At 59.4% G+C, this 16,083-nt stretch carries 13 protein-coding genes and 1 tRNA gene; all 14 read right to left on the bottom strand.

Annotation, left to right across the window (positions count from 1 at the left end; all coding sequences use genetic code 11):
* Positions 1–653 (bottom strand): GTP-binding protein (locus tag AB5S05_RS21560; protein WP_369289562.1); only part of this gene is annotated, 653 nt, incomplete at its 3' end.
* Positions 654–683: 30 nt separating this feature from the next.
* Entirely contained in the window at positions 684–2,786 is a 2,103-nt protein-coding gene (gene fusA, locus AB5S05_RS21555; protein ID WP_369289561.1) for an elongation factor G, read from the bottom strand.
* Between the two features lie 30 nt (positions 2,787–2,816).
* Entirely contained in the window at positions 2,817–3,287 is a 471-nt protein-coding gene (gene rpsG / locus AB5S05_RS21550; RefSeq protein ID WP_003186074.1) for a 30S ribosomal protein S7, read from the bottom strand.
* 109 nt (positions 3,288–3,396) lie between these two features.
* Positions 3,397–3,768: a 30S ribosomal protein S12 gene (gene rpsL, locus AB5S05_RS21545; RefSeq protein ID WP_003186084.1), complete on the bottom strand. Its 372-nt coding sequence runs from the start codon at positions 3,766–3,768 to the stop codon at positions 3,397–3,399.
* A gap of 150 nt (positions 3,769–3,918) precedes the next feature.
* A complete protein-coding gene (rpoC, locus tag AB5S05_RS21540; RefSeq protein ID WP_369289560.1) occupies positions 3,919–8,118 on the bottom strand; it encodes a DNA-directed RNA polymerase subunit beta' in 4,200 nt (1,399 codons plus the stop codon).
* 63 nt (positions 8,119–8,181) lie between these two features.
* On the bottom strand, positions 8,182–12,255 hold the full coding sequence (gene rpoB / locus AB5S05_RS21535) for a DNA-directed RNA polymerase subunit beta (RefSeq protein ID WP_369289559.1): 4,074 nt from the start codon (positions 12,253–12,255) through the stop codon (positions 8,182–8,184).
* A 218-nt stretch (positions 12,256–12,473) separates the two neighbouring features.
* Complete coding sequence (gene rplL / locus AB5S05_RS21530) at positions 12,474–12,842, bottom strand: 50S ribosomal protein L7/L12 (RefSeq protein WP_369289558.1); 369 nt, start codon at positions 12,840–12,842, stop codon at positions 12,474–12,476.
* A gap of 77 nt (positions 12,843–12,919) precedes the next feature.
* Positions 12,920–13,420 carry a 50S ribosomal protein L10 gene (rplJ, locus tag AB5S05_RS21525; RefSeq protein ID WP_090448680.1) on the bottom strand — a complete coding sequence of 167 codons (501 nt, stop codon included), beginning with the start codon at positions 13,418–13,420 and terminating at the stop codon, positions 12,920–12,922.
* A 212-nt stretch (positions 13,421–13,632) separates the two neighbouring features.
* Positions 13,633–14,328: a 50S ribosomal protein L1 gene (rplA, locus tag AB5S05_RS21520; protein ID WP_369289557.1), complete on the bottom strand. Its 696-nt coding sequence runs from the start codon at positions 14,326–14,328 to the stop codon at positions 13,633–13,635.
* Entirely contained in the window at positions 14,328–14,759 is a 432-nt protein-coding gene (rplK, locus tag AB5S05_RS21515; protein WP_369289556.1) for a 50S ribosomal protein L11, read from the bottom strand. Before rplK ends, rplA begins: the two co-directional genes overlap by 1 nt.
* Positions 14,760–14,876: 117 nt before the next feature.
* A complete protein-coding gene (gene nusG / locus AB5S05_RS21510) occupies positions 14,877–15,410 on the bottom strand; it encodes a transcription termination/antitermination protein NusG (protein WP_255837023.1) in 534 nt (177 codons plus the stop codon).
* A 9-nt stretch (positions 15,411–15,419) separates the two neighbouring features.
* On the bottom strand, positions 15,420–15,788 hold the full coding sequence (secE, locus tag AB5S05_RS21505) for a preprotein translocase subunit SecE (protein WP_369289555.1): 369 nt from the start codon (positions 15,786–15,788) through the stop codon (positions 15,420–15,422).
* Between the two features lie 42 nt (positions 15,789–15,830).
* Positions 15,831–15,906, bottom strand: a tRNA-Trp gene (locus AB5S05_RS21500).
* Positions 15,907–15,959: 53 nt separating this feature from the next.
* Positions 15,960–16,083: EF-Tu C-terminal domain-related protein (locus tag AB5S05_RS21495; protein WP_449578527.1), on the bottom strand; the 124-nt coding region annotated here is incomplete at its 5' end.

The raw sequence follows: 16,083 nt of genomic DNA, 5'->3' as shown, positions 1-16,083 counted from the left end.
ATCGGCATCAGGAACGGCTTGTCGATGGCACGCTCAGGCTCAGGAATGTAGCTGTCCAGAGTCTCGACCAGCTTACGAACGGCGCTAACGCCCATTTCGTTGTCGTCCTGACCATTCAGCGCCATCAACGCGGAGCCGATGATGATCGGAGTGTCGTCGCCCGGGAAGTCGTAGGTCGACAGCAGGTCACGAACTTCCATCTCGACCAGTTCCAGCAGCTCAGCGTCATCCACCATGTCGGCCTTGTTCAGGAACACGACGATGTAAGGAACGCCGACCTGACGGGACAGCAGGATGTGCTCGCGGGTCTGCGGCATCGGGCCGTCGGCAGCGGAGCAAACCAGGATCGCGCCGTCCATCTGCGCAGCACCGGTGATCATGTTCTTCACGTAGTCGGCGTGGCCCGGGCAGTCTACGTGGGCGTAGTGACGGGTCGGCGAATCGTATTCAACGTGGGAGGTGTTGATGGTGATGCCGCGCGCTTTCTCTTCCGGAGCGTTGTCGATCTGGGAGAAGTCACGAGCAGAGCCGCCCCAAGTCTCAGCGCAAACCTTGGTCAGCGCTGCGGTCAGGGTGGTTTTACCGTGGTCAACGTGACCGATGGTGCCTACGTTGACGTGCGGTTTGTTACGTTCAAATTTTTCTTTAGCCACGACAGTGAACCTCTTGCCTAAAGGGCTGAATCAGCCTTGTCTTTTAACGATGGCTTCGACGATATTCGACGGAGCTTCCGAGTATTTTGCGAATTCCATGGCGTAGCTTGCGCGACCCTGGGACATGGAACGGACATCGGTCGCATAACCGAACATCTCACCCAGCGGCACCTCGGCACGGATAACCTTGCCAGCCGGAGTATCTTCCATACCCTGAATCAGACCACGACGACGGTTCAGGTCACCCATCACGTCACCCATGTAGTCCTCAGGTGTTACCACTTCTACTTTCATGATCGGCTCAAGCACTACAGCGCCACCCTTCTGGGACAGCTGCTTGGTCGCCATGGAGGCAGCAACCTTGAACGCCATCTCGTTGGAGTCGACGTCGTGGTAGGAACCATCGAACACTGTAGCCTTCAGGCCGATGAGCGGATAGCCGGCGATAACACCGTTCTTCATCTGCTCTTCGATACCCTTCTGAATGGCCGGGATGTATTCCTTCGGAATCACACCACCTACCACTTCGTTGACGAACTGCAAGCCTTCCTGCCCTTCATCCGCAGGCGCGAAGCGCACCCAGCAGTGACCGAACTGACCACGACCGCCGGACTGACGAACGAACTTGCCCTCGATCTCGCAGGACTTCGTGATTTTCTCACGATAGGAAACCTGCGGCTTACCGATGTTGGCCTCGACATTGAACTCGCGACGCATACGGTCGACCAGGATGTCCAGGTGCAGCTCGCCCATACCGGAGATGATCGTCTGACCCGTCTCTTCATCGGTCTTGACGCGGAAAGACGGGTCTTCCTGAGCGAGCTTGCCCAGAGCGATACCCATTTTTTCCTGGTCGTCCTTGGTCTTGGGCTCAACGGCAACCGAGATAACCGGCTCCGGGAAGTCCATGCGCACGAGGATGATCGGCTTCTCCAGCGAGCACAGGGTGTCGCCGGTGGTAACGTCTTTCATGCCGATCAATGCAGCGATGTCGCCAGCACGAACTTCCTTGATCTCCTCACGGCTGTTCGCGTGCATCTGCACCATACGACCAACACGCTCTTTCTTGCCCTTGACGGAGTTGAGCACGCCGTCGCCCGAGCTCAGCACGCCCGAGTAGACGCGCGCAAACGTCAGGGTACCCACGAACGGGTCGGTAGCGATCTTGAACGCCAGAGCAGAGAACGGCTCGTTGTCGTCGGCGTGACGCTCCATCGCGATGTTTTCGTCGTCGATGTCGCTACCCTTGATCGCCGGGATATCCACCGGCGCCGGCAGGTAGTCGATGACCGCATCGAGAACCAGGGGCACACCCTTGTTCTTGAACGAAGAACCACAGACAGCCAGAACGATCTCACCAGCAATGGTGCGCTGACGCAGGGCCGACTTGATCTCGGCGACGGTCAACTCTTCGCCCTCGAGATACTTGTTCATCAGCTCTTCGGTAGCCTCGGCAGCCGCCTCGACCATGTTCGAGCGCCACTCTTCAGCCAGCTCCTGGAGCTCGGCCGGGATCTCTTCCTCACGGAAGGTGGTGCCCTTGTCGTCATCGTTCCAGTAGATGGCCTTCATCTTGATCAGGTCGATCTGGCCCTGGAAGTTGTCTTCCGCACCGATGGCGAGCTGAATAGGCACCGGGGTGTGACCCAGGCGCTGCTTGATCTGGCCAACCACACGCAGGAAGTTAGCGCCGGCGCGGTCCATCTTGTTGACGTAAACCAGACGCGGAACACCGTACTTGTTGGCCTGACGCCATACGGTTTCCGACTGCGGCTCAACGCCGGAAGTACCACAGAACACCACGACAGCACCGTCGAGTACACGCAGCGAGCGCTCAACTTCGATAGTGAAGTCTACGTGCCCGGGGGTATCGATGATGTTGAAGCGGTGGTTGTCGTACTGCTTTTCCGAACCCTGCCAGAAGGCAGTGGTGGCAGCGGAGGTAATGGTGATACCTCGCTCCTGCTCCTGCACCATCCAGTCCATGGTCGCGGCGCCATCATGCACCTCGCCCATCTTGTGGTTGACGCCCGTGTAAAACAGAACCCGCTCCGTGGTAGTGGTCTTGCCGGCATCCACATGCGCGACGATACCAATGTTACGGTAGCGGTTAATCGGGGTAGTACGAGCCATAAAGCCCTCGCAAATATAGAAGCGCGAAAATTAGAAGCGGTAGTGCGAGAAGGCCTTGTTGGCCTCAGCCATACGGTGCACGTCTTCACGCTTCTTAACTGCAGCACCCTTGCCTTCGGCAGCATCCAGCAGCTCGCCAGCCAGGCGCAGCGCCATGGACTTCTCGCCACGCTTGCGGGCGAAATCTACCAGCCAGCGCATGGCAAGAGCGTTACGACGAGACGGACGAACTTCGACCGGAACCTGATAAGTCGCACCACCAACACGGCGCGACTTCACTTCGACCAGCGGAGCGATGGCGTCGAGAGCTTTCTCGAAGATTTCCAGGGGATCGCTGTTCTTGCGCTCTTTGACCTTGTCCAGGGCACCATAAACGATACGCTCGGCAACGGCTTTCTTGCCGCTTTCCATCACGTGGTTCATGAATTTGGCGAGAATCTGGCTTCCGTACTTCGGATCGTCCAGAATTTCACGCTTGGCTGCTACACGACGTCTTGGCATTGATAAGCCCTCAAACGGTCTTCAGGTTAGCCCGGGACTGCATCATCGAGATGGCGCCCGACCTTACTCTTATCGACTCAATAAATAGAAAATCAGCTAGCGAAACGAATTACTTCGGACGCTTGGTACCGTACTTCGAACGACCCTGGTTACGACCCTTGACGCCGGAGGTATCCAAGGAGCCGCGCACGGTGTGATAACGCACACCCGGAAGGTCTTTTACACGACCGCCACGGATCAGCACCACGCTGTGCTCTTGCAGGTTGTGGCCTTCACCACCGATGTACGAGGAAACCTCGAAACCGTTGGTCAGACGCACGCGGCATACTTTACGCAGTGCCGAGTTAGGTTTTTTCGGCGTAGTGGTATACACGCGAGTGCACACACCACGACGCTGCGGGCAGTTCTGCAGCGCAGGCACGTCGGATTTCTCGACGATACGCTTGCGCGGCTGACGTACCAGCTGGTTGATAGTTGCCATCTATAAGCTCCACTGTTGTCTTTCGACGCTATTGCCTTACAAGGAAAGCAAAATGGCAGAGCGCATGCCCTGCCAAATTTAGGGGTGCATGAGTCTAAAGAGACTCATGCACCCCGTCAAGCCATGACCCCAAGCCGCGGGGCCATGTACTTAGCTGCCGCTGGAGTTCAGCGCTTCGGACAGTGCGGCTTCCACCTCACTGGCGCTGACGCGAACCGGTTTCTCTGCATCACGCTTGCGCTTGCGCTCTGCGTGATAAGCCAAGCCGGTACCAGCCGGAATCAGACGTCCAACCACCACGTTCTCTTTCAAGCCGCGCAGGAAGTCACGCTTGCCGGTTACCGCCGCCTCGGTCAGTACACGAGTGGTTTCCTGGAAGGACGCCGCCGAGATGAACGATTCGGTGGACAACGAAGCCTTGGTGATACCCAGCAGGACGCGCGTGTACTTGGCGATGAACTTGTCATCTGCCGCCAGACGCTCGTTCTCGCCCAACACCGAGGTCAGCTCCATCTGGTCGCCCTTGATGAAGGAAGAATCACCGGCTTCGGACACCTCGACCTTGCGCAGCATCTGGCGCAGGATGGTCTCGATGTGCTTGTCGTTGATCTTCACGCCCTGCAGCCGGTACACGTCCTGGATTTCGTTGACGATGTACTTGGCCAGCGCGCTGACACCGAGCAGGCGCAGGATGTCGTGCGGGTCGCTCGGACCGTCGGAGATCACTTCGCCTTTGTTGACCTGCTCACCCTCGAACACGTTGAGGTGACGCCACTTCGGAATCAGCTCTTCGTACGGATCGCTACCGTCGGTCGGCGTGATCACCAGGCGACGCTTGCCCTTGGTTTCCTTGCCGAAGGCGATGGTGCCGCTGATCTCCGCGAGGATCGAGGCCTCTTTCGGACGACGCGCTTCGAACAGGTCGGCAACGCGCGGCAGACCACCGGTGATGTCGCGGGTCTTCGAGGTTTCCTGGGGGATACGAGCGATAACGTCGCCCACGCCCACCTGGGCACCGTTGGCCACACCCACCAGGGCGTTGGCCGGCAGGAAGTACTGAGCCGGCACGTCGGTGCCCGGCAGCAGCAGGTCCTTGCCATCGACGCCAACCATCTTCACGGCCGGGCGGATGTCCTTGCCGGCGGCGGGACGATCCTTCGGATCCAGCACTTCGATGTTGGTCAGACCGGTCAGTTCGTCGGTCTGGCGCTTGATGGTGATGCCTTCCTCCATGCCCACATAGGTCACGGTACCCTTCATCTCGGTGACGATCGGGTGAGTGTGTGGATCCCACTTGGCGACGATGGCGCCCGGATCGACCTTGTCACCCTCTTTCACCGAAATCACGGCGCCGTAAGGCAACTTGTAGCGCTCACGCTCACGACCGAACTCGTCGGCAACCGCCAGCTCACCGGAACGCGACACCGCGACCAGGGCGCCGTCGAGGCGCTCGACGTGCTTGAGGTTGTGCAGGCGAATGGCACCGCCATTCTTGACCTGAACGCTATCGGCCGCGGAAGTCCGGCTGGCCGCACCACCGATGTGGAAGGTACGCATGGTCAGCTGGGTACCCGGCTCACCGATCGACTGAGCCGCAATGACCCCGACCGCCTCACCGATGTTGACCTGGTGACCACGGGCCAGATCGCGGCCGTAGCACTTGGCGCAGATGCCGTAGCGGGTTTCACAGCTGATCGGCGAACGCACGACCACTTCGTCGATGCTGTTGCGCTCGATGAACTCAACCCACTGCTCGTCGACCAGGGTGCCGGCCGGCACGATGATCTCGTCGCTGCCCGGCTTCGGCACGTCCTTGGCGATCACACGGCCCAGCACGCGCTCACCCAGCGGCTCGACCACGTCGCCACCTTCGATATGCGGGGTCATCAGCAGGCCATGCTCGGTGCCGCAATCGATCTCGGTCACCACCAGGTCCTGGGCCACGTCGACCAGACGACGAGTCAGGTAACCGGAGTTGGCGGTCTTCAGGGCGGTATCGGCCAGACCCTTACGCGCACCGTGAGTCGAGATGAAGTACTGCAGAACCGACAGACCTTCACGGAAGTTCGCGGTGATCGGCGTCTCGATGATCGAGCCGTCCGGCTTGGCCATCAGGCCACGCATACCGGCGAGCTGACGGATCTGCGCAGCAGAACCCCGGGCACCAGAGTCGGCCATCATGTACATGGAGTTGAAGGACTCTTGCTCGACTTCCTTGCCTTCGCGATCGATGACCTTCTCTTTCGAGAGGTTGCCCATCATCGCCTTGGACACTTCGTCGTTGGCCTTGGACCAGAGGTCGATCACCTTGTTGTACTTCTCGCCCTGGGTTACCAGGCCGGAAGCGTACTGGCTCTCGATTTCCTTAACTTCCTCGGTGGCCGCATCGATGATCCGCGCCTTCTCATCCGGGATGACGAAGTCGTTCACGCCGATCGACACACCGGAGATGGTCGAGTAGGCGAAACCGGTGTACATCAGCTGGTCGGCGAAGATCACGGTGTCCTTCAAGCCGACGGTGCGGTAGCACTGGTTGATCAGCTTGGAGATCGCCTTCTTCTTCATCGGCTGGTTGACCACGTCATAGGACAGGCCGGCCGGAACCACCTGGAACAGCAGCGCACGACCGACGGTGGTGTCGACGATGCGGGTGTTCTTGGTGATGCTGCCGTCACGATCCTTGATGGTCTCGTTGATCCGCACTTTCACACGGGCATGCAGCGACGCTTCGCCGGCACGGAATACCCGGTCGACTTCCTGCAGGTCGGCGAACACACGGCCTTCGCCCTTGGCGTTCACGGCTTCGCGGGTCATGTAATACAGACCCAGTACCACGTCCTGCGACGGCACGATGATCGGCTCGCCGTTGGCTGGCGAGAGGATGTTGTTGGTCGACATCATCAGCGCACGCGCTTCCAACTGGGCTTCCAGCGTCAGCGGCACGTGGACGGCCATCTGGTCACCGTCGAAGTCGGCGTTGTACGCGGCGCAGACCAGCGGGTGCAGCTGGATCGCCTTGCCTTCGATCAGTACCGGCTCGAATGCCTGGATACCCAGACGGTGCAGGGTCGGCGCACGGTTGAGCAGTACAGGGTGTTCGCGAATCACTTCGGCGAGAACGTCCCACACCTCCGGCAGCTCGCGCTCGACCATCTTCTTCGCCGCCTTGATGGTGGTTGCCAGACCACGCATTTCCAGCTTGCCGAAAATGAACGGCTTGAACAGCTCGAGGGCCATCTTCTTCGGCAGACCGCACTGGTGCAGGCGCAGGGTCGGGCCCACGGTGATCACGGAACGACCGGAGTAGTCCACGCGCTTACCCAGCAGGTTCTGACGGAAACGACCCTGCTTACCCTTGATCATGTCGGCCAGGGACTTCAGCGGGCGCTTGTTCGAACCGGTGATGGCGCGGCCGCGACGGCCGTTGTCGAGCAGCGCGTCGACTGCTTCCTGCAGCATGCGCTTCTCGTTTCGCACGATGATGTCCGGCGCGGACAGATCGAGCAGGCGCTTCAAGCGGTTGTTACGGTTGATCACCCGACGATACAGATCGTTCAGGTCGGAGGTCGCGAAGCGACCGCCATCGAGCGGCACCAACGGACGCAGGTCCGGCGGCAGCACCGGCAATACGGTCAGGACCATCCACTCCGGCAGGTTGCCCGAGCCCTGGAAGGCCTCCATCAGCTTCAGCCGCTTGGACAGCTTCTTGATCTTGGTTTCCGAATTGGTCTGCGGAATTTCCTCACGCAGGCGGCCAATCTCGTATTCCAGGTCGATGGCATGCAGCAGCTCGCGCACGGCCTCGGCGCCCATGCGGGCATCGAAGTCATCGCCGAACTCTTCGAGGGCCTCGAAGTACTGCTCGTCATTGAGCAGCTGGCCCTTTTCCAGGGTGGTCATACCCGGATCGATCACCACGTAGCTCTCGAAATAGAGCACGCGCTCGATGTCACGCAGGGTCATGTCCATCAGCAGGCCGATACGGCTCGGCAGCGACTTGAGGAACCAGATGTGGGCGACCGGCGAGGCCAGCTCGATGTGCGCCATGCGCTCGCGGCGGACCTTGGCCAGGGCCACTTCCACGCCGCACTTCTCGCAGATCACGCCGCGGTGCTTGAGGCGCTTGTACTTACCGCACAGGCACTCGTAGTCCTTGACCGGGCCAAAGATCTTGGCGCAGAACAGGCCATCGCGCTCGGGCTTGAAGGTGCGGTAGTTGATGGTTTCCGGCTTTTTCACTTCGCCGAACGACCACGAACGGATCATCTCAGGCGAAGCCAAGCCGATGCGGATGGCATCGAATTCTTCGACTTGACCCTGGTTTTTCAGCAAATTCAGTAGGTCTTTCAAGGCCTTTCCTCCTGGCGGAGCAGGGAGCGGGCAAAGTGCCCCGCTCCCGATTCGCGTCACGTGTTATTCGGTTTCCAGATCGATGTCGATACCGAGCGAACGGATCTCTTTGATCAGTACGTTGAAGGACTCGGGCATGCCCGGCTCCATACGGTGATCACCGTCCACGATGTTCTTGTACATCTTGGTACGGCCGTTCACGTCATCCGACTTAACGGTCAGCATTTCCTGCAGGGTGTAGGCGGCGCCATAGGCTTCCAGTGCCCAGACCTCCATCTCCCCGAAGCGCTGACCACCGAACTGCGCCTTACCACCCAGCGGCTGCTGGGTAACCAGGCTGTAGGAACCCGTGGAACGCGCGTGCATCTTGTCGTCCACCAGGTGGTTCAGTTTCAGCATGTACATGTAACCAACCGTGGTCGGACGCTCGAACTGGTTGCCGGTACGACCGTCGATCAGGCGCATCTGCCCGCTCTCCGGCAGATCGGCCAGCTTCAGCATGGCCTTGATCTCGCTTTCCTTGGCACCGTCGAACACCGGCGTGGCCATGGGCACGCCACCTTTCAGATTGTTCGCCAGGCTGAGGATTTCCTGATCGCTCAGTTCATCCAGGTTCTCCTGACGACCGCCGATCTCGTTGTAGATCTGCTGCATGAACTGACGCAGCTCGGCCACCTTGCGCTGCTCTTCGAGCATGCGGTTGATCTTCTCGCCCAGCCCCTTGGCCGCGAGGCCCAGGTGGGTTTCGAGGATCTGCCCGACGTTCATACGCGACGGTACGCCCAGCGGGTTGAGAACGATGTCGACCGGGGTACCATTGGCATCGTGCGGCATGTCTTCGACCGGCATGATCACCGAGACCACACCCTTGTTACCGTGACGACCGGCCATCTTGTCGCCCGGCTGGATGCGGCGACGAATGGCCAGGTAGACCTTGACGATCTTCAACACGCCCGGCGCCAGGTCATCGCCCTGCTGCAGCTTGCGCTTCTTGTCTTCGAACTTGTCGTCGAGTAGCTGGCGGCGGTCGGATATGTAGGCCTGGGCCTTTTCCAACTGCTCGTTCAGCGCGTCGTCGGCCATGCGCAGCTTGAACCACTGACCGCGCTCGAGACCGTCGAGAACTTCGTCGGTGATCTCCGCGCCCTTCTTCAGGCCAGCACCGCCTTCGACGACCTTGCCGACCAGGGCCGCACGCAGACGCTCGAAGGTCGCGCCTTCGACGATGCGGAACTCCTCGTTGAGGTCCTTGCGGATCTCGTCGAGCTGCATCTTCTCGATCGACAGCGCACGGGCATCGCGCTCGACGCCATCACGGGTGAAGACCTGTACGTCGATCACCGTGCCCTTGGTACCGGTCGGCACGCGCAGCGAGGTGTCCTTAACGTCGGATGCCTTCTCACCGAAGATCGCACGCAGCAGCTTCTCTTCCGGGGTCAGCTGGGTTTCGCCTTTCGGCGTCACCTTGCCGACCAGGATGTCGCCGGCACCTACTTCGGCACCGACATAGACGATGCCCGCTTCGTCCAGCTTGTTCAACGCAGACTCACCGACGTTCGGGATATCGGAAGTGATTTCTTCCGAACCGAGCTTGGTGTCGCGCGCCACACAGGTCAGTTCCTGGATGTGGATGGTGGTGAAACGGTCTTCCTGAACCACACGCTCGGACAGGCAGATGGAGTCTTCGAAGTTGAAGCCGTTCCACGGCATGAACGCCACGCGCATGTTCTGACCCAGCGCCAGTTCGCCCATGTCGGTGGACGGACCATCGGCCAGGATGTCGCTGCGCTGCACCTGATCACCCTTGCTCACCAGCGGACGCTGGTTGATGCAGGTGTTCTGGTTGGAGCGGGTGTACTTGGTCAGGTTGTAGATGTCGACACCCGCTTCGCCGGTCTCGACCTCGTCGTCATTGACGCGAACCACGATGCGGCTGGCGTCGACCGAGTCGATCACCCCGCCACGACGGGCCACGACGCAGACGCCGGAATCGCGCGCCACGTTGCGCTCCATCCCGGTCCCCACCAGCGGCTTGTCGGCACGCAGGGTCGGCACGGCCTGACGCTGCATGTTCGAGCCCATGAGGGCGCGGTTGGCGTCGTCGTGCTCGAGGAACGGAATCAACGAGGCGGCGACCGACACTACCTGCTTGGGCGAGACGTCCATCAGGGTGACGTCTTCCGGCGCCTTGACGGTGAACTCGTTGAGATGGCGCACGGCCACCAGCTCATCGGTCAACTGACCCTTGTCGTTCATGGTCGCCGACGCCTGGGCGATCACGTGATCGGCCTCTTCGATGGCGGACAGGAAGACGATTTCGTCGGTCACCAGGGTGTCCTTCACCACACGATACGGGCTCTCGAGGAAGCCGTACTGGTTGGTGCGGGCATAGGCCGCCAGCGAGTTGATCAGACCGATGTTCGGACCTTCAGGGGTCTCGATCGGACACACGCGACCGTAGTGGGTCGGGTGTACGTCGCGGACTTCGAAGCCGGCGCGCTCACGGGTCAGACCGCCCGGGCCGAGCGCGGAGACGCGGCGCTTGTGGGTGATTTCCGACAGCGGGTTGTTCTGGTCCATGAACTGCGAGAGCTGGCTGGAACCGAAGAACTCCTTGACCGCCGCCGCGACCGGCTTGGCGTTGATCAGGTCCTGCGGCATCAGGCCTTCGCTCTCGGCCATCGACAGGCGTTCCTTGACCGCGCGCTCGACACGCACCAGGCCCACGCGGAACTGGTTCTCGGCCATTTCGCCGACGCAACGCACGCGACGGTTACCCAGATGGTCGATATCGTCGACGATGCCCTTGCCGTTACGGATGTCGACGAGGGTCTTGAGCACCTCGACGATGTCTTCCTTGCACAGCACGCCGGAGCCTTCGATCTCGGTGCGGCCGATACGACGGTTGAACTTCATGCGGCCAACGGCCGACAGGTCGTAGCGTTCGGCACTGAAGAACAGGTTGTTGAACAGGGTCTCGGCGGCGTCCTTGGTTGGCGGCTCGCCAGGACGCATCATGCGATAGATCTCGACCAGCGCTTCTAGCTGATTGGTGGTGGAGTCGATCTTCAGGGTATCGGAGATGAACGGACCGCAATCGATATCATTGGTGTACAGCGTCTCGATGCGCACGACCTGAGCCTTGGCCACCTTGGCCAGGACTTCGGTATTCAACTCGGTGTTGCATTCGGCGATGATCTCGCCGGTAGCCGGGTGCACGATCGCCTTGGCAGTGGTGCGGCCAATCAGGTAATCGAGCGGGACTTCCAGCTCTTTGATGCCAGCCTTGTCCAGCTGGTTGATGTGGCGCGCCGTGATACGACGGCCCTGCTCGACGATGACCTTGCCATTCTCGTCCTTGATATCGAGGACGGCGATTTCGCCACGCAGACGCTGCGGCACCAACTCCAGGCGCAGGGACTCGCCCTTCACATGGAAGACGTTGGTGGCGTAGAAGGCGTCCAGCATCTCCTCAGTGCTGTAACCCAGCGCGCGCAACAGCACCGAAGCCGGCAGCTTGCGGCGGCGGTCGATACGTACGAACACGGCGTCCTTCGGATCGAACTCGAAGTCCAGCCAGGAGCCACGGTAGGGAATAACCCGGGCGGAATACAGCAGCTTACCGGAGCTGTGGGTCTTGCCACGGTCGTGGTCGAAGAACACGCCTGGGGAGCGGTGCAGCTGGGAAACGATGACGCGCTCGGTACCATTGATAACGAAGGTACCGTTCTCGGTCATCAGGGGAATTTCCCCCATGTACACTTCTTGCTCTTTGATGTCCTTGATCGCTTTATTCGACGATTCTTTGTCGAAAATGATCAGACGGACTTTTACCCGCAGCGGTACGGCGAAGGTCACGCCGCGCAGCACGCATTCCTTGACGTCGAATGCCGGCTCGCCCAGACGATAACCGACATACTCCAGAGCCGCATTGCCGGAATAGCTGATAATCGGGAAAACGGACTTGAAGGCCGCATGCAGGCCGATGTCACGAAACTGGTCCTTGGTCGCTCCCGCCTGCAGGAATTCGCGATACGAATCCAGCTGGATGGCCAGGAGATAAGGCACATCCATGACATCCGGCAACTTGCTAAAGTCCTTGCGGATACGTTTTTTCTCAGTGTATGAGTAAGCCATCAGCGTTCCCCAGCTTGGTCACCTGCTTATTTGGCCTCTCCGACGGGAGCTGCCAGAAACTCTTGCAAACCCTAGGTTTGCGCCACCTCTCAGGGTGGGAATTTCCGTTCCAGGCCGGCCAACGAATAGCCGACCTAGAACGGAAAAAGGCCGGTGGCAAAAGCCACCAGCCATCAGCCTTACGCGAGTCGCTCCGGCTGTAGACGCAAGGTCGTCGCTTACTTGAGCTCGACTTTGGCGCCAGCTTCTTCCAGAACCTTCTTGGCAGCTTCGGCTTCTTCTTTCGAAGCGCCTTCCTTGACGACGCCAGGAGCGCCGTCAACCACTGCCTTGGCTTCTTTCAGGCCCAGGCCGGTCAGCTCGCGAACAGCCTTGATCACGTTTACTTTCTTCTCGCCTGCTTCCACCAGAACGATGTTGAACTCGGTCTGCTCTTCAGCAACTGCGGCAGCAGCGGCCGGGCCGGCAGCAACAGCGGCGGCGGCGGTTACGCCGAACTTCTCTTCCATTGCCTTGATCAGTTCAACAACCTGCATCACGGACATGTCGGAAACGGCGTTGATGATGTCTTCGTTGGTCAGAGCCATGACTCTAATTCCTGTATTGGGGGACAGCCTACGCGGCCATCAAATTAAACAAATAAGATTGAAAGACTCTGCGCGCCTTAGGCGGCAACGCCTTCTTTCTGGTCGCGAACAGCTGCCAGGGTACGAACGAACTTGCTGGTGGCGCCTTGCATCACGCTCATCAGCTGAGAAATCGCTTCGTTGTAAGTCGGCAGAGTTGCCAGCACATCGATCTGATTGGCTGCGAGGAACTGACCCTCGAACGCAGCTGCCTTGATCTCGAACTTGTCCTGACCCTTGGCGAAATCCTTGAAGATACGGGCAGCAGCGCCCGGATGTTCGTTGGAGAATGCGATCAGGGTCGGGCCTTTGAACACGTCGTTGAGCACGTCGAACTGAGTGCCTTCAACGGCGCGGCGCAGCAGGGTGTTACGTACGACTTTCACGTACACACCAGATGCGCGGGCCTCTTTACGGAGTCCGGTCATAGCACCTACGGTCACGCCACGGGCATCAGCCACGACAGCGGACAGGGCAGCTTTGGCAGCCTCGTTGACTTCAGCGACGATGGCCTTCTTGTCTTCGAGTTTAATTGCCACGGGTTTACTCCTGGATGTTACCGTTTCGTCCAACCTGGGCTGGACGGCGTTTTGGTGTCTGATTCGGTAAGAATCGGGAGCACCATCTGCGTAGGCCGGGAAATTGCTCTCCGGATTTAAGGCTTTCGCCACCTACGGTCTTGGATAGCCCCCGCCAGGCAGGGACCCCAATTTTTCAGGGCCGACGCAATCGCTTGCGCCGGCCACGTTCATTACACGTCCAGCGAAGCCTGATCGATAACCAGACCCGGACCCATGGTAGTGCTCAGGGTCACACGCTTGACGTAGATACCTTTGGAGGTCGACGGCTTCAGGCGCTTCAGATCGGAAATCAGAGCTTCGACGTTCTGCTTCAGCTTGTCGGCTTCGAAGCCGACCTTGCCTACGGAGCCGTGAATGATACCGTTTTTATCGGTACGGAAACGGATCTGACCAGCCTTGGCATTCTTCACCGCAGTGGCCACGTCCGGCGTCACGGTGCCGACCTTCGGGTTAGGCATCAGGCCACGCGGACCAAGCACCTGACCCAGCTGGCCGACTACGCGCATGGCATCCGGAGAAGCGATGACCACGTCGTAATTCAGGTCGCCGCCCTTCATTTCAGCAGCCAGTTCATCCATGCCAACGCGGTCGGCGCCGGCAGCCAGCGCCGCTTCGGCGGCCGGGCCCTGGGTGAACACAGCAACGCGCACGGTCTTACCCGAGCCGTTCGGCAGCACGGTAGCGCCACGCACGACCTGGTCCGATTTACGCGGATCGACGCCAAGGTTAACGGCGACGTCTACGGACTCGGAGAACTTGACTGCGGACAGCTCGGCCAGCAGAGCAGCAGCTTCGACGAAGCTATAAGCCTTGCCCGGCTCGATTTTTTCCGCGATTGCCTTTTGACGCTTAGTCAACTTAGCCATTACACACCCTCCACGTTCAGGCCCATGCTGCGAGCGGAACCGGCGATGGTACGCACGGCCGCATCCAGGTCAGCTGCAGTCAGATCAGCCGATTTGGTCTTGGCGATCTCTTCCAGCTGAGCACGGGTCACGGTGCCCACCTTGACGGTGTTGGGGCGCGCGGAACCGCTGGTCAGACCAGCTGCCTTCTTCAACAGAACCGAAGCAGGGGTGCTCTTGGTTTCAAAAGTAAAGCTGCGGTCGCTATAGACGGTGATGATCACCGGAGTAGGCAGACCAGGCTCCATGCCCTGGGTCTTGGCATTGAATGCCTTGCAGAACTCCATGATGTTCACGCCGTGCTGACCCAAAGCAGGACCAACGGGTGGCGACGGGTTGGCCTGACCGGCCTTTACTTGCAGCTTGATGTAAGCTTGAATCTTCTTAGCCATGAGCTACTCCAAATACGGGTTCTAGCGCCTGACGGCTCCCCGGTTAGTTACGCATTTATCCCAGTGACGACAAAACCCCGCAACCTGTGGCTGCGGGGTGAGGGATGCTTGTGTCAGTTATGCCTTCTCGACCTGACTAAACTCCAGCTCCACCGGCGTCGAGCGACCAAAAATAGTCACCGCCACCTGGATTCGGCTCTTCTCGTAATTCACTTCTTCAACCACGCCGCTGAAATCGGCAAACGGCCCGTCTACGACACGTACCATCTCACCAGGTTCGAACAACGTCTTGGGCTTGGGCTTGTCGCCGCTATCGGCAACGCGACGCAGAATAGCCTCTGCCTCCTTGTCCGTGATCGGCGCAGGCTTATCAGCAGTACCGCCGATGAAGCCCATGACACGCGGAGTATCCTTGACCAAGTGCCAAGTACCTTCGTTCATGTCCATTTGCACCAGGACATAGCCCGGAAAGAACTTGCGCTCGCTTTTGCGCTTTTGACCGTTCCGCATCTCCACCACTTCTTCAGTGGGAACCAGAATCTCGCCAAAGCCATCTTCCATACCAGCGAGCTTGACACGCTCTATCAAAGAGCGCATCACATGCTTCTCGTAACCCGAGTAAGCATGCACGACGTACCAACGCTTAGCCACGGGACACCTTTAACCGACAATCAACGAAACAAGCCAACCGAGCAATGAGTCCAAGCCCCACAACACCAGCGCCATGACCAGCACGACAGCGACCACAATCAATGTGGTCTGGGTGGTTTCTTGACGAGTTGGCCAAACGACCTTGCGAATCTCGACGCGCGCTTCCTTAGCAAGCTCCAGGAAAGCCTGACCGCGAGTCGTTTGCAAACCAACAAAGCCTGCAACAACCGCAAGAGCCAGCAACACCAGAACACGGTACAGAATCGGCTCGGCAGAGAAGTACTGATTGCCGACAACACCCACCACCACCAAAGCAGCAACGAGCAGCCACTTGAGCAGATCTAAGCGAGAGTCTTTGGCTTCGGCCTTAGCATTCATTTACCAGGATCCTGTGAAAGACACGCCAAATTCGTTAGAAAATGGCAGGTCAGGAGGGAATCGAACCCCCAACCTGCGGTTTTGGAGACCGCCGCTCTGCCAATTGAGCTACTGACCTAGAACAAAATCAGGCCGACCATTATGCCGGCCTGACGGGGACAGATCAACCGATTACTCGATGATCTTGGCAACCACGCCGGCGCCAACGGTACGGCCGCCTTCGCGAATCGCGAAGCGCAGGCCATCTTCCATGGCGATCGGAGCGATCAGGGTGACAACCATCTTGATGTTGTCG

It is taken from the genome of Pseudomonas zhanjiangensis, assembly GCF_041027545.1.
GTDB lineage: Bacteria > Pseudomonadota > Gammaproteobacteria > Pseudomonadales > Pseudomonadaceae > Aquipseudomonas > Aquipseudomonas zhanjiangensis.
The sequence above is the reverse complement of the archived record's forward strand: the minus strand, read 5'-3'. Positions and strand labels throughout refer to the sequence as shown.

What these genes read in the sequence shown, in the direction of transcription:
- rpoB (WP_369289559.1), bottom strand. Translation starts at nt 12,255, where the DNA reads ATGGCTTACTCATACACTGAGAAAAAACGTATCCGCAAGGACTTTAGC.
- rpsG (WP_003186074.1), bottom strand. Translation starts at nt 3,287, where the DNA reads ATGCCAAGACGTCGTGTAGCAGCCAAGCGTGAAATTCTGGACGATCCG.
- rplK (WP_369289556.1), bottom strand. Translation starts at nt 14,759, where the DNA reads ATGGCTAAGAAGATTCAAGCTTACATCAAGCTGCAAGTAAAGGCCGGT.
- secE (WP_369289555.1), bottom strand. Translation starts at nt 15,788, where the DNA reads ATGAATGCTAAGGCCGAAGCCAAAGACTCTCGCTTAGATCTGCTCAAG.
- rpsL (WP_003186084.1), bottom strand. Translation starts at nt 3,768, where the DNA reads ATGGCAACTATCAACCAGCTGGTACGTCAGCCGCGCAAGCGTATCGTC.
- fusA (WP_369289561.1), bottom strand. Translation starts at nt 2,786, where the DNA reads ATGGCTCGTACTACCCCGATTAACCGCTACCGTAACATTGGTATCGTC.
- rplA (WP_369289557.1), bottom strand. Translation starts at nt 14,328, where the DNA reads ATGGCTAAGTTGACTAAGCGTCAAAAGGCAATCGCGGAAAAAATCGAG.
- rplL (WP_369289558.1), bottom strand. Translation starts at nt 12,842, where the DNA reads ATGGCTCTGACCAACGAAGACATCATCAACGCCGTTTCCGACATGTCC.